This window comes from Ktedonobacteraceae bacterium (assembly GCA_035653615.1).
Taxonomy (GTDB): domain Bacteria; phylum Chloroflexota; class Ktedonobacteria; order Ktedonobacterales; family Ktedonobacteraceae; genus DASRBN01.
Genome location: DASRBN010000019.1, coordinates 49673 through 63312 on the forward strand (window position 1 = coordinate 49673; position 13640 = coordinate 63312).

11 protein-coding genes and 3 tRNA genes are annotated in these 13640 nt (G+C 53.6%); 7 read left to right on the top strand and 7 right to left on the bottom strand.

Annotation, left to right across the window (positions count from 1 at the left end):
* Positions 1 to 13: 13 nt before the first annotated feature.
* Complete coding sequence (locus VFA09_10005; protein HZU67601.1) at positions 14 to 1183, top strand: C2 family cysteine protease; 1170 nt, start codon at positions 14 to 16, stop codon at positions 1181 to 1183.
* 254 nt (positions 1184 to 1437) lie between these two features.
* Here VFA09_10005 and VFA09_10010 read toward each other — a convergent pair whose 3' ends face one another.
* On the bottom strand, positions 1438 to 2190 hold the full coding sequence (locus VFA09_10010) for a LysM peptidoglycan-binding domain-containing protein (GenBank protein ID HZU67602.1): 753 nt from the start codon (positions 2188 to 2190) through the stop codon (positions 1438 to 1440).
* Between the two features lie 753 nt (positions 2191 to 2943).
* Between VFA09_10010 and VFA09_10015 the strand changes: the two genes are divergently transcribed.
* Positions 2944 to 4287 (top strand): hypothetical protein, encoded by a 1344-nt coding sequence (locus VFA09_10015; GenBank protein ID HZU67603.1) that lies wholly within the window; start codon positions 2944 to 2946, stop codon positions 4285 to 4287.
* Between the two features lie 420 nt (positions 4288 to 4707).
* Positions 4708 to 6243 carry an APC family permease gene (locus VFA09_10020; protein HZU67604.1) on the top strand — a complete coding sequence of 512 codons (1536 nt, stop codon included), beginning with the start codon at positions 4708 to 4710 and terminating at the stop codon, positions 6241 to 6243.
* 63 nt (positions 6244 to 6306) lie between these two features.
* On the opposite strand, the gene ftsH is transcribed toward VFA09_10020, so the two are convergent.
* Positions 6307 to 8301 carry an ATP-dependent zinc metalloprotease FtsH gene (ftsH, locus tag VFA09_10025; protein ID HZU67605.1) on the bottom strand — a complete coding sequence of 665 codons (1995 nt, stop codon included), beginning with the start codon at positions 8299 to 8301 and terminating at the stop codon, positions 6307 to 6309.
* 415 nt (positions 8302 to 8716) lie between these two features.
* Between ftsH and VFA09_10030 the strand changes: the two genes are divergently transcribed.
* Together VFA09_10030 and VFA09_10035 are read left to right on the top strand one after the other, a co-directional pair.
* Positions 8717 to 8789, top strand: a tRNA-Met gene (locus VFA09_10030).
* Positions 8790 to 8829: 40 nt separating this feature from the next.
* Positions 8830 to 8902, top strand: a tRNA-Met gene (locus tag VFA09_10035).
* A 367-nt stretch (positions 8903 to 9269) separates the two neighbouring features.
* On the opposite strand, the gene VFA09_10040 is transcribed toward VFA09_10035, so the two are convergent.
* From VFA09_10040 to VFA09_10055, 4 genes are all read right to left on the bottom strand, one after another.
* A tRNA-Met gene (locus tag VFA09_10040) sits at positions 9270 to 9342 on the bottom strand.
* Between the two features lie 134 nt (positions 9343 to 9476).
* Complete coding sequence (locus tag VFA09_10045) at positions 9477 to 9641, bottom strand: hypothetical protein (protein ID HZU67606.1); 165 nt, start codon at positions 9639 to 9641, stop codon at positions 9477 to 9479.
* Between the two features lie 17 nt (positions 9642 to 9658).
* Complete coding sequence (locus VFA09_10050; protein HZU67607.1) at positions 9659 to 10120, bottom strand: SHOCT domain-containing protein; 462 nt, start codon at positions 10118 to 10120, stop codon at positions 9659 to 9661.
* Between the two features lie 44 nt (positions 10121 to 10164).
* Complete coding sequence (locus VFA09_10055) at positions 10165 to 10611, bottom strand: DUF6325 family protein (GenBank protein HZU67608.1); 447 nt, start codon at positions 10609 to 10611, stop codon at positions 10165 to 10167.
* A 358-nt stretch (positions 10612 to 10969) separates the two neighbouring features.
* Between VFA09_10055 and VFA09_10060 the strand changes: the two genes are divergently transcribed.
* Complete coding sequence (locus VFA09_10060) at positions 10970 to 11920, top strand: hypothetical protein (GenBank protein HZU67609.1); 951 nt, start codon at positions 10970 to 10972, stop codon at positions 11918 to 11920.
* Positions 11921 to 12004: 84 nt separating this feature from the next.
* Positions 12005 to 12214 (top strand): hypothetical protein, encoded by a 210-nt coding sequence (locus VFA09_10065; protein ID HZU67610.1) that lies wholly within the window; start codon positions 12005 to 12007, stop codon positions 12212 to 12214.
* 138 nt (positions 12215 to 12352) lie between these two features.
* Here VFA09_10065 and VFA09_10070 read toward each other — a convergent pair whose 3' ends face one another.
* The gene (locus tag VFA09_10070) at positions 12353 to 13600 is read right to left on the bottom strand and encodes an MFS transporter (GenBank protein ID HZU67611.1); all 1248 of its coding nucleotides are present in this window, start codon (positions 13598 to 13600) and stop codon (positions 12353 to 12355) included.
* Positions 13601 to 13640 lie beyond the last annotated feature (40 nt).

The following is a 13640-nucleotide window of genomic DNA, read 5'->3' on the forward strand; positions in this document are numbered from 1 at the left end:
CAGGAGACCTATAATGGACGACAAGAAAGGCATCATCAACCAGCAACCAACGAAAGTATCAGGTTCGCACGCACCTCCCCAAACGGGCTACTACATTGTAGTGGGCGATGCAGAGCACCCTGAAGCAAAAGAGGTCCCTGTCTATGACCGTCGACAAGGAGAGCCAGCGACGAAGGCTTCGATTGGACAGGCAGTCAAGGTTTCGCAAATCCAGGAAGCATGGTGCCAGGTGCAAAGGCCAGAGTTCAATGGATGGATGCCTGTTGCACACGTGGCCTTCCAACCTCAACCCGCACAGACAAAGATTACATGGTCGAAGAGCAATGGCCCTCTTTACGGAAAGAATGGTGCCCCCGACCCGGATGACGTGCGGCAAGGGAACCTCGGCGATTGCTACTTTCTCGCTCCGCTGGCAGCAATAGCGAATACGCTTGATGGGAAAAAACTCATAATGGCCATGCTCCGACCAAAGGCTCCGGGTCTGTTTCAAGTCACATTTTGTAACATCAACTCTAAAAATAAAGTGTATCTCAACCAGGAAGAGGATTCAGTGATAGTAGATAGCTGGTTTCCTCTTGCCAGTAGCGACAACTCAAAACCAGCAACATTTCTTTATTGTCCCGCAAAGCCAATCCACGATACGAGCATTCCTATCTGGCCAGCCGTTCTGGAAAAGGCATATGCTCAGTGGGACCCCGACGGATACAAGGGCTTAGATAACCAGGCCTGTTCACGGGCGATTGCTCATCTCACAGGCCTGGAGCCACGTTCTCTGCACTGGAATCCCACCTCGACAAAGCAGGCAAAAATAACATGGAATAATAGAACCTTTGCTTTCGAAGAGCAAGAAGACGAAATGAAAGACAAGATGAAAGCGGAGTTGCCAAATGTAGACCCGGCGGACCTCTTGCTGGTATTACGCGAAGCCAGCAAGAATGCCGACGCTATCCTCGTCGCAGGAAGTTTGATTAAAAGCAAGAACGATACTAATTTCCTGGATGAAGCGTATGAGATTAAGGACAGCCACCAGTATGTCATCCTTCAAATCAATGAAGATGGCAGTCTCTTGCTCTGGGAGCCAAAGGCCGGACAACTCAAAAAGCCACTTCCAATTGAAAAATTCGCCCAGCTCTTTGATGATGTGCTTACTGTCAACTGTAGTCAATCGCTCTTTTTCAAATGAGGGATGCTTTCCTCACTCGAAAACGCTGCATAACTTAATAGTACCTCTGCCAAAAATGTAGGAGGGCCGGCTACCCCTTATGGAGAGCCGGCCCTTGCCTTACGGGTGCCTGCTTAACGATCTTATGTACTGTGACGAGATTCCGGTTACCGGAGCCGATCAATCGGTCCCTACGGATGCCGGACGTACTTGCTCAAGTACGTAAGTATCTCACTGGCCGGAGATTCTGGCTCAGATGGAGTCAGAAAATTGCGCTACCGGGTGATGAACGTCACGCCAGGTCCTGGCGTAAACTGGACATCGACGACCTGCCAGGGATCGCTGCCCCAGCTCATGTTGCTGGCTATGACACGATTGCCCGGCAGCACCTGCTCGACGACTGCCACGTGGCCGCCACCATAAGCGCCTTCTACCCACGGCTGCAGATCGACGATAGCGCCGACCGTGGGCAGGCTGGAAACGTGCCAGCCAAACTGGTACGCGCGCGCCGTCCACTCCCAGGCTTCGGAATTAATGGTCCATGGCACGTAGTAGCCATGCATCTGGCGATATCGCTCATTTGCCCACCACGTGCAGCTACCATAGGGGAAAACGTTGTACGAACCACCCACGGGCGGATTATTATTCGACGGCTGGCTATAGGTGGGAGGTTGACTGACCGGCGGATTGGAGGAACTTCCGCCATTTGAGCCTGCACCAGGAATGCAAATAACCTGGTTGACATATATGAGATTGGGGTTGGAGATATGATTGTAGGACGCCAGATTCATATAGGTCGTGCCATACCGGCCGGCAATCCCTGCAAGGGTATCTCCCCCAACGACTATGTAAGTTCGATCACCGCTGCCACAGGTCGCGAATGACTGCGCATGCGCTTTACCCGTGTTCGCACCCAGCGTGACTCCCAGAAACAGCAGTCCCAGTATAGCTGCTACACTACACTTTGCTACAAAACTCGACGCACTACGATTGACAAATAGCCCCAACCATTGTTGGTATTTTTGCATTGTACCTTTCCTTTGATTTACAACTTGCACCCGCAAGCTGTTGCATTTCTGCTCCACGATTACAGGATACAAACTCCAACAACCCGCAATCGCGTCGCATAGACAACGCTGCATATAGTAGCATACACACGATGAAACACAATGAAGCAGTCTGAAAATAGGAGAAATAGGCTATATGATTCATAATGAAGAGATTATATAAAATGGAGGTGTGGGTATGCTTTTTGGGTCGGGCAGAGGCAATCAACAGACTTCTCCGGCTTAGTCAAGTGAGAAATCAAGGGTTTTTTTCAAAGATTAAGGCGAAAAATAGGTAACGAAATGCTTATGCTTCTCGCCACGAGACACAAATGTATCCGGCTAAACTGCTAGTTACACGGAAGTTGGCCGGAGATTCTTCGCTGCGCTCAGAATGACATGCCCCGGAGACAGCCGGCTGTCTCCGGGGCATGTCATTCTGAGCGCAGCGAAGAATCTCTATCCCACCGCCTGAACAGGCACGCGACCAGCCGCAGGCATGTCATTCTGAGCGAAAAATGCCGAAGCCCTGAGCGCAGCGAACGCGGAAGAATCTGCAAGGAGCCACGTCGATCAGGGACTTGCTTCAGATTCTTCGCTGCGCTCAGAATGACAAGTCCGAACTGGCTTTCAGTGGCAAACAGTTGAAATTCTGTCGGAAGTAATGTAGAATACGTAAAAAGCGTATTTTAACTTTCAACTGGCTGTTTTTTTACCTCTGAGGAGAAGGACCCCATGATTAGAGATCGCGCTGAGAGAAGAATGTATCGTAGAAGTCCGGGCCGGCAATATGGCTACGAGTATGATCCACTACATTCTTCCGGGCAGAATAGCTCCGGTCAAATAGAACACACGGATGTTCTCTCACAACGCGATGCATGGTCTTCTCAGGCAGCTGCGGGCGCTTCCGCCGGTCCTCGCACAACGGGACTACTGGCTCCCCGTCCTGATCCGCGCCGCACGCGCCAGCTTTTGCGCCAGAATATCCTCGCCAGCAAATCAAAATCGGCCCCGCTGGTTGAAACGGATCAGCTTGTCCCTGACATACAGACTCATCATCTCTCGCCGAATGATAATCAGTATATGTACGACGATGAACAGGACGACACGCTGTATAGCAGTCGCCGTGCCCGTTCTGCTCAGGTATATCCCTCTCATCCTCGCGCCGGAAGCTACGTTGAGACCAGGCAGGATATGGTCGAGAGCGAGTATGATGCTGGCGTCCCTGAGTATCTTGACCCTGACCTTGGTATCGAAGAAGACGAATATAGAGATGAAGATCCGCTTGAACGCCGCCTGATGCGGCCTGAGTCGCAGCGCAGCAGGACACCTTCTCGCCGCATCGATGAAGAGTATGCGCCTGAGCCTTACGAGCGAGGAAGACGGCGCAGCGCACCGGTTGAATACGACGAGTATGAAGAAGACTACGCCGGTGAAGAGATAGAAGACCGGCCAGCACCTCGCAAAAAGAAAAAGAAGTCAGTCTCGAGGCGCAAACTGCTGATCGGCGCCATCGCGCTTGGCGGGACTGCCGTCGCGGCCTACGAACTGGCGCCCCATATACCTACCGCACTTGAGAACGCTGGAACAAATATTGAACACGAGATTCAGGATGCCTTCAATCGTGGAGTCGCCGCCGGTGGAGAGGCAGTGCGCAAAGAATTCATCAATGCCCTGGATGATCTTGAAGGTGTTTCCCTCGATGCCGCTATTGGAGCAGCCAGACTTACGCGCACCGCGTATGATGTGTTTGTCTCTCCCATCGTCACGCTTTCCGCCACCATCGCCGGAGATTTTCTTTCAGCCCTCAGCCTGGCGCTCCAGACTGGCCGGGGTTGGTTGAATAAAATCAATTACGGCAGCGCAACGCTCGACGCGCTACAAACGGTCGTCGATAGCTGGGTCAAGCAAGCCCACAACCTGCCTCAGCACTGGCAGGCTGCTACGGATACGGACCTGGACGGCGCCCAGTCTTACTTGCGAGCCTTACAGAAAAAGCTCCAGCAAGAGCAGGCGCTCCTCAACAGCCAGGCGACTCCAACTGTAACGCCAAAACCCTCATCGACACCTAAAAAATAGCGCCCCGTTCTCTACGCGGATGAAATTTTCCGACTCAAGGAGAATACTGTAGGGACAATGGCCTGTCCTTGTCCCCTCGGGGTTCTACGTCAGGACTGTAAGGACAATGGCCTGTCCTTGTCCTCTCCGGAGTTTCAGGACAGGCACCAGGCAGGGAACAGGGACAGGCCACTGTCGCTACTTGACTTACAAGAGTACACAAGTTACCATTAGGAATAATATCTCTGCCTGTTCCATTTCGACCGGCGGGTACCGGTCGAAATGGAGCATTTACACGTCAGCTTAGCTAGAAAGGAGAGACGAAAAACCTTACCCCGCATTTTTCATCTACCTGTGTCAATCTCGCGTGTATTGATTTCGTTCATTTGAGCGTTAATGACATTTTGTCAGCTTTACGGAATTGTTCAGGAGGTTTCACACATGGCAACAACTGCTGAAAGCGGCAGTGGCAGCGGCGAAGTCCTGCGTTCCGAGCGCATCGCAGGCGGTATTCTCCCCAAGGTCTTGAATTCCTTCGACATGGTCGCTATCTTCGTAGCAATCGTCCTTTTTATCAGTAACTCGGCAGTGGCGACCGCGATCAATGGGTCTCCCACCGGAGGAGCCGCCTACGTCTACTGGATACTGGGTTTTATCACTTTCCTCATCCCCGGCGCCATCGTTACCGGGCAACTTGGTTTGATGTTCCCCGGCGAAGGCTCTATTTATGTATGGACGAACAAAGCTTTCGGAGCGTTCCTGGGCTTCTTCGCCGGATTCTGCGCATGGTGGCCGGGCGTGCTGGTGATGATCGCCACCGGTGATGTCGTCGTCTCACTGATCCAGCAGCTTGGTGGTCAGTTCAACGCAAGCCTGCTGGCGGACCCCTGGTCGCAGGGACTGGTGATCATCCTGGTGATCGCCTTCTCGTTCTTTATGTCCGTGCTGCGCTTCCGGGTCACGCAGAACTTCGTCAACATCGTTTTCGTCGCCTATGGGGGCGCGATCGTGCTGATCGGCCTGGCAGCTGTTCTCTGGTTGGTGACGGGCCACGCTTCAAATACGAACTTCTCAACCAGCTGGCTGCCCAGCGGTTCGACCGCCTCGCTCTACGGCCTGATCATCCTGGCCCTGCTGGGCATCGAAGTACCCTTGAACATGGGCGTTGAGATCAACGATTCCCGTTCAATCACTCGCTACCTGCTCTGGGGATCGGTGGTCGTGATGGCCGCCTATCTGATCGGCACATTCGGCGTGCAAATCGCTGTGCCCATCAAAGATCAGCCCAATCCGTCGGCCATCGCGGAAGCCGTGCAACTCGGCTTCGGTGGGGCCGGTAAAGTACTTGGTGTGCTTGTCAACCTGATCTTCATCGGTTTCTTCATCTTCAACACCGTCGTCTACAACTATTCGTTTGGCCGCTTGCTCTTCGTCTCCGGCCTGGACCGCCGCCTGCCGACGGTCATGAGCAAAGTGAATGCCAACCGCGTTCCCTGGGTAGCAGTACTGATCCAGAGCATCATCTCCGCCTTCTTTACTGCTCTCGCGTTCATCATTATGCCGTATACTCTGAAGACCGGCTTCAAACCCGCTGATCTTTCAACTGTCGTCTATGATATCCTGCAAGCGGCAGTCACAGTCATCTGGTGTGTATCGATGGTGATGCTGTTCATCGACGTGGTCATCATTCGCTACAAATACCACGATGTTTTCAGCCGCATCCGGCTCGCGCCCGACTGGGTATTCTATGTCTGTTCGGTCGTCGGCCTGTTCGCGACGGGCTTCGGGGTCTATGTGACGTTTACCAATCCCTGGACTGGTCTGCTCACCAACAGCCAGTGGGACCTGTGGATTGGGGGTATCGGCGTTCTGTCGCTGCTGATAGGCGCGGTACTCTTCTTTGTTGGTCAGGCAACAATCAAATCAAACGTCAGTGACGAGGAGATTATTGCCCAGGTGACCGGCAGCAGCACATAAGACAGGTGTGTATAAAAAAATCGCGGGCTGGTCAACCAGCCCGCGATTTTTTACAACCCTGCGTTACCTGTACGAGGCCGGGGCCGAGTTGATGGCGCCCGTCTCCTCCATGATCTGCCGCAGTTGCTTCGCGTCGAGCGTCTCCTGCAAGCGCAGGGCACGGGCAATGCGGTCCAGCGTCTCGCGGTGTTCCGACAGCAAACCGACGGCGCGATCATAGGCCCATTTCACGATACGATTGACCTCTTCGTCGATAATCGCCGCGGTCTTCTCGCTGTACTCCCGGGAGCCATTGGCCAGCGCCGTGCCCGCGAATGGGTCCTCGCGCTCGCTGAAGGAGATAGTGCCCAAACGCTCGCTCATACCCCAGCGCGTGACCATCTGGCGCGCAATGGCGGTGACGCGCTGCAGGTCGTTCTCCGCGCCCGTCGTGATATGACCAATTGCCACTTCCTCGGCGGCACGACCGCCCAGGGCAGTCACTAACTGCGCCTCGAGATACTCCTTCGAGTAGTTATAGCGATCATCCAGTGGCGTATACTGCGTTACGCCGAGCGCCTGGCCGCGTGGCACAATCGTCACCTTGCTGACAGGATCGACATACTGCGTCAGCAGGCCGGTCAGGGCATGACCGCCCTCGTGATAGGCCACCACGTTCAAATCCTGGTCGCTCAACACCAGTGGGCGTTCCGCGCCGAGCAGGATCTTATCCAGGGCCTCATCAAAGCAGGTCTGCGTCACAGCATCCAGATTGCGGCGGGCCGCCAGCAGAGCTGCTTCGTTCACCAGGTTGGCAAGATCGGCGCCGACCATACCAGGAGTCGCGCGAGCGATGGTGATCAGATCAACATCCCTTGCCAGTGGCACGTTACGCGTATGAATTTTCAGAATCGCCAGCCGGCCATTCCAGTCGGGGCGGTCCACCGTCACACGCCGGTCAAAGCGACCTGGGCGCAGGAGCGCCTTATCAAGACCGTCCGGGCGGTTGGTGGCCGCGATCACCACTACGGCCTGGCGTACATCGAACCCATCCATTTCCACCAGCAACTGGTTCAGTGTTTGCTCGCGCTCATCGTTGCTATTGATGCTCGAGCCGCGCTGGCGACCCACGGCATCGATTTCGTCAATGAAGATGATGCTGGGCGACGCTTTCTTAGCCTGTTCAAACAGGTCGCGCACGCGGCTGGCGCCAACGCCCACCAGCACTTCTACAAACTCGGAGCCACTGATGGAGAAGAAAGGCACGCCTGCCTCACCGGCAACCGCGCGCGCAAGCAATGTCTTGCCGGTTCCCGGAGGGCCTACCAGCAACACGCCGCGTGGAATCTTGCCGCCGAGCCGCTGGAATTTGTTGGGCGTCCTCAAGTACTCAACGACCTCGATGAGATCATTTTTCGCCTCATCCACGCCCGCCACATCCGCGAATGTGGTACCCGGCCTATCCTCCAACACAACTTTCGCCCGGCTCTTGCCGAAACTGAAGATGTTCTGCTGCCCCGCGGAGGCGCGACGGAAGAGGAAGAGGAAGACAGCGCCAAACAGGACAATCCACAAGACATCGATCAAGATGTTGGACAGGATTGAATTGTCAGGCTGTGGAACAGCCTTGTAACTCACGTGATACTTGTTCAACAGTGTGACCAGGTTGGGGTCGCCGTTAGGCAATTGCGTGAAGTGGAAGCTGGTCCCTGTCTTCTGCGCACCGCTCGCATCCGTGATCGTCTGCGCCGTCTTAAAATCGCCATTGACATCCTGCCCCTGGAAAGTCACGTCCCTGACATTCCCCGCCTGCACCTCCTGGTAGAAGGTACTGTAGGGAATTTCAATCGCGTTGGGATTGCTCGTGCTGGGGCCTGAGTTAAAGAAGTATTGAAACAGATACCAGCCTACCAGTAATACGCCAATGATAATCAGCGAACGCACAATAAGCGACATGCTTGATTTGCGCGGATTATTATTGCCATTTCCATTGCTATTGCCCCCATTATTGGGAGGCATAGGATTCGGCCCCCCATTATTGGGGTTCCGTTGGTACATATAGAGAGCCTGAGCATCCATAGATTCAGACCTGCTTTCTTTGTGATCGAAGACCACCGGGGATAAACCATAGTAATGTTCTATTGTATCGCATGTGCCAGAGCACCTCAACAGTTGTTATGCAGTGGGAAAATCCCGCATGTATACTATAGGTACGTTAAAGATACGTTTCAGATTACCAGAAGTTACCCCTTCTGGCAATTTCCGGGCGAGACTGCTAATTCGCCTATCGTTTTCAGCCTGCAATGTCGTATGCTTCTAATTATAGGACGTAGCGAACTGGAAAAATGTATATGAATCGTATCAATACAGTATACCACGTCCGCAGGAAGGCGCGCCGGCCCTGATAGGCTGCACGCAGGACTTTTCAATCGCCCTGCACCAGGTGCCATCGAGTTGACAAGTCGCAAATGTTGTTGTATGATATGAGAACCGGCGCGGGGTGGAGCAGTGGTTAGCTCGTTGGGCTCATAACCCAAAGGTCGGAGGTTCGAATCCTCCCCCCGCTACTATAGACCCCTAAAAGATGGTAAGACCGGTAATTAATGACGCGGGATAGAGCAGTGGTTAGCTCGTCGGGCTCATAACCCGGAGGTCGCAGGTTCGAATCCTGTTCCCGCTACTTTTTTTGCCTGGCTCTGCTTACAGAGCAAAAGCGACCCGCCTGTCCTTAAGCTACCCTGTATTCCTTTCCAGAGGGGATTTATACCTTGCTGATAGCAACACAACTTTTGCTTTGTGTAGTTATCTGGAGGATATCTTTCATCCCCAATACATCTGTTAAGCGGCGGGCAACAGTAAGGTGGGATATCAATGGAACAGCTTAGCTCTGATAAGAAGAAGTTGGGAGAGCTGAGTCAGGCGCATGTAATAGCCAGGCTCCTTGAGAAAGGCTACAATATCCTGCTTCCATACGGGGACAGATGCTCCCCTCGAAGAACAATCAGAAAAAGGGAGTACATTTAGCTTCAGACTACGAACTGGAAGAGTAGCGGTGACAGGATTCGAACCTGTGACGCTCGGCTTATGAGTCCGATGCTCTACCGACTGAGCTACACCGCCATGCATAGATATAATATCACATGTGTCAAGAGGTAGCTGGCCGCTGATTCCCCAGAAGTAGACAAGGCCGGGCGTGCAAGGCGTACAGGCCGGGGGATGCTTCGCTGCGCTCAGCATGACATATCCCAACCATGTCATGCTGAGCGCAGCGAAGCATCTCTCGTCCCAGGTCGTCCATGCGTCCCGATTTCCGTCACCTGGCCCGCCTCTGAGTAAGCAGCGGCTGGCTGGCTCTCTATAAACTCACAACCATTACCTTTCAAGAGGGCAGCAAGTTCTGGCTGCTGTCCTCCTTTCATAAGATCACCACTTCGACCTACATCCCATTGAGAATGCGCTGCTTTTCGGCCTGGAATTCCTCGTCGGTCAGGACGCCGGATTCGCGTAGCTGGCCGAGTTGCCTGAGCTGCGCGATTCTATTGTCTGCCGGGCTGTTTGCGGGCGCCTGGTATGGTTGATATTGCTGGGCCGGTTGCTGCTGGTACTGGGGTTGGTAGGGTTGCTGCTGGTATTGCGGAGGATATGGCTGCTGGTACTGCGGATACTGCTGCTGGTATTGCTGCTGCGCGGAGCTTCCCGTGTTTCTACCCACCAGGTAGCCCAGGCCGCCCGCCATCACACTATCCAGCAAGGTACCCAATCCTCCACCCATACCGCCGCCCAGGCCGTAACCCCCTAAACCACCAATAGGCAACAATGGATAACCTCTCCTGCGCATCATGAACGGCCCTCCCATAAATGGGCCTCCCATGAACCCTCCATGCCTGTGATGATACATGCTTTTTCCTCCTTCCGATTTATTTATTTTTTGTCAATTTGATCCTACTGTTGCTGCGCTTGCTGCCGGGCCGCCGCCAGTTCCTGTTCGAGTTGCTCTATAGAACCACGCGGCACCATTCCTCCAATAAAGACCTGCGCGTTGGCGCGATCTACAGCTGCTTGCAAGCGATTGATCCATGGATGCTCCAGCAGTACAATCACTGCCGCTGTGTCCGTGGGAATTGCATTGCTGAGCGTCACGATATCTTCCGGCGTAATCAACCCCATCAGATTTTCCTTAACGGAGCCGAGATTTGATACTTCGTCATCGTTCAAATCGTGTACCTCCAGTGCCGAGATCGTGCCATCAGGATTCTTCCTGACAAAAACCAGGTCAACGACACGGATAAGCCCGTTTTCCTGAATGGCGCTGAGTTCAGGCAAAATCTCGCTCATGAACTGATTGCCCGGCGTTCCGATCACGATATATTCAAGCGGGCCTACAGGCATATATTTCCTCCTTTTGTCGCACTATAGCGCGTTCTCTAAGCCATAACTCCTCAGATAATAACCTGTCTTTCTTTAATTAATACGGATGATTAAGGGCCAGGTTTCGGCCAACACAATAGCCTGAATCAGGCAAATCCTTGACGAATTTTGATGAAAGCTTGTATTTCCTCGTAATCATTGCGTTAGTACTATTAGCAGCAAGCTTTCAATAGCTTGCCACAGCTATTCGCTTCTGTTATTATTGTTGAGGCCAGTTACCTCTTTTTTGCTAACCTGTCACGTTTTATACGTTTGGCGCTTATCTATCCGGTTACCGGCAAGAACAACAAAACTAGCATTGCTTTGTACGGAGATCACTATGGTTAAGGGCCGGTCGCGGGGCATAAAAATTCGTACCGGCGCGCTCATTGCTCTCGGCGGTACTATTCTAACAATGATAGTTGGGGGCATCATCGGGGGACGCGCTGATGCGCTCTTCGTCGCACTATGGATGATAGTCAGCGCATCTTTCACGGCAAACTCCTGGCCCTGGATCATCGTCATCGTTCTGGCCCTGGCGCTGGCTGCCTGCATTTACCTCTGGCGACAGAACGCCACGCTCATGAACAGCCAGCTTGCCGCTCTGAGTAAGCAGCGCGAAAGCCTCAGCAGCGCAGTGGCAACGAAAGATGCAAAGATTCAAGCCCTCAGCAAAGAACGGGATACGCTCGATACCCTCGACAAAGTGGTGAAGCTCGATGATTCCATACTCCGGTTACTGCCCAACCTGGTCTCAGCGAAAGACCGCGAGAACGAGATGCGCAGGCTGCTCAAGAAGCTCCTGGAAGACACCTGTGGAACGTTCGCCGGCGATGTGGATCGCGCTTCTCTCTACCTCCCCGACCCGAAATTGGGCAACGAATACCTGACTTTTTGGGAGGGCTACCAGATGCCGCCGGAGAGCATCCTCCGAACACGATTCTATGTGGGAACAAAGGAAGTAGATAGGAAACGAGGACTGGCGGGCGAAGCTTTCATTCAACACCAGATTCTGGTTGGTCATATCATTAAGGAAAGTCATGCCTGGCGCGCTGATAATGACAGCTACATAGACTTTGACAAAAAACGGCCTTTCCCACCCTATCGCGCTCTGGTAAGTGTGCCGCTTATTATTGGGGAGAATCCTGCCGATTGCCTGGGAGTCATGTGCTTCGATAGTGAGAATACTGGAGCCTTTGATTCACCAGAGGTCCAGGCCATGCTGCTAAAATTAGGCGCCCGCATCGCCTCGATACTGTTGATCTACCAGCAACTTAACGCCATCAAATAGCTGTGATGAGATTGGTAGGAGGGTGCATTGATTTTTACGTCATTGTGCTGTTATACTTAAGTTACAAATGAGGAGGGATATGCAATGCAAATGCAGCCATTGAATGAACTACCACCATCAGAGCTGTCGTATGCCGAGCGCGAAGCCATTTTATGGACGGCGGCGCGTCGCTATATGCGTGGCGAGATCACGTCTAAAGAGCTGAAAGCGATAGAGGACCGCTATGGGTGGAGTATAATTCCGAGGCTCAATAAAGTGCTACCTCCAGATCAACCTGATAAAAATCAGGCCTGAGAACTCTCATGCACTGTACTTCCTCTCTTTATCTTTATCATGTAACCGGAACAAGATAGTTTTACTGAGCCATTGGTAATGGGAGGCCATCCCCCTTGTGAAAATTCATTGTCAGGGGTGGGTACAACCAATCAGCTGCTACAGCTGTCGTAGCCCTCGAATCACAGGCGCTATAAGGCAAATCACTCCCATCAACAGGCAGAGCAGCACAGCCGTCGCAAATGCGAACGGCACACCCAGCGTTCCCAGTAATACACCGCCAACCATCCCTCCGAGCGGATAGCCCGCGACATTCAATGCCCCACGAGCGCCGAAGATCTGCCCGCGCACCCGTTCGGGAACCAGGCGCTGCGTGATCGATTGTTCCATCACGTAATAGGGCGCGGCTGCCAGTCCCGCCAGGCCCATTACAATCAGGGCAAGAGGAAGTGTATGTATAACGACCAGCGGAGCAAGTGTCAGGCCGCTGAGCAGCAGAATCGCGGCCAGCGTGATGCCCTGGCGGCGACTCTTCGTCCAGCGCTGGCTGATCAAGGCCAGCGAGAGCAATGAGCCAGCGCTGAACGCGGTCATCAGCAGGCCATAGGCCGCTGAACCCGCACCGAGCGTCTTCTGGCTATACACCGGAATGGCAACCTCGGTCAGTCCTTGCATGAAGAGGAAGAGCAGCGTCAATGTAGAGAGCAAGAAGACAGTTTGCATGCGGAAAAGCGTGCCGAAGCCGAAGAGATTTCCAGCTCGTTTACCCGCCCCTACCCCTTCATCCTGAGTATGGGAACGCTGAATACGAGGAAGCGCCAGCACCATCGCGCCCATTAAGAGGAAGGACAGAGCATCAACAAGCAGAACGAGCGGCGCTCCCATGAAAATGATCAGGAAGCCCGCGATGGCCGGGCCGATGAGCGCCGAGAAGTCCCAGCTGATCGCGGCAAGCGAATTGGCGCGCTCAAGCTCGCCATCAGGTACGATTTTAGGAACGATGATGTTCAGACCTACGCTTGAGGCAGGTGAAAGCACGCCGGAACATAGGGCCAGTACATAGACCATCCAGAGGTGTAAAGCACCGGTCAGGTAGAGCAAAGGAATGGCGGCAATAATGCAGGCGCGGCCAAAATTATCCACCGCCATAATGGTGCGCGGCTGGTAGCGATCCAGCAGGCTGCCCATCAACGGGCTGGCGACGACCGCGGGAAGCTGGAAGCAAAGCACGATCAGGCCGATAGCGATACCTGAACCCGTCAACTGCAAGACGAACCAGATCAGCGCCACCACGGTCAGTTGATCCCCCACGCGCGAAAACATCAGCCCCAGCCATAAACGCAGGAACGCGGGACGATACAACGGCGAGCGGACACGCTCCTGTTGCGCGGAAAGTAACTTGCTCATGAATGACCTCCTTTTCGTGATGTTATGTGCCAGGGGCCGA

Coding starts and splice junctions, on each gene's coding strand:
- VFA09_10005 (HZU67601.1), top strand. CDS start 14: ATGGACGACAAGAAAGGCATCATCAACCAGCAACCAACGAAAGTATCA.
- VFA09_10055 (HZU67608.1), bottom strand. CDS start 10,611: ATGCCTGTAGGCCCGCTTGAATATATCGTGATCGGAACGCCGGGCAAT.
- VFA09_10070 (HZU67611.1), bottom strand. CDS start 13,600: ATGAGCAAGTTACTTTCCGCGCAACAGGAGCGTGTCCGCTCGCCGTTG.
- VFA09_10060 (HZU67609.1), top strand. CDS start 10,970: ATGGTTAAGGGCCGGTCGCGGGGCATAAAAATTCGTACCGGCGCGCTC.
- VFA09_10010 (HZU67602.1), bottom strand. CDS start 2,190: ATGCAAAAATACCAACAATGGTTGGGGCTATTTGTCAATCGTAGTGCG.
- VFA09_10050 (HZU67607.1), bottom strand. CDS start 10,120: ATGTATCATCACAGGCATGGAGGGTTCATGGGAGGCCCATTTATGGGA.
- VFA09_10020 (HZU67604.1), top strand. CDS start 4,708: ATGGCAACAACTGCTGAAAGCGGCAGTGGCAGCGGCGAAGTCCTGCGT.
- VFA09_10065 (HZU67610.1), top strand. CDS start 12,005: ATGCAAATGCAGCCATTGAATGAACTACCACCATCAGAGCTGTCGTAT.
- ftsH (HZU67605.1), bottom strand. CDS start 8,301: ATGGATGCTCAGGCTCTCTATATGTACCAACGGAACCCCAATAATGGG.
- VFA09_10045 (HZU67606.1), bottom strand. CDS start 9,641: ATGAAAGGAGGACAGCAGCCAGAACTTGCTGCCCTCTTGAAAGGTAAT.
- VFA09_10015 (HZU67603.1), top strand. CDS start 2,944: ATGATTAGAGATCGCGCTGAGAGAAGAATGTATCGTAGAAGTCCGGGC.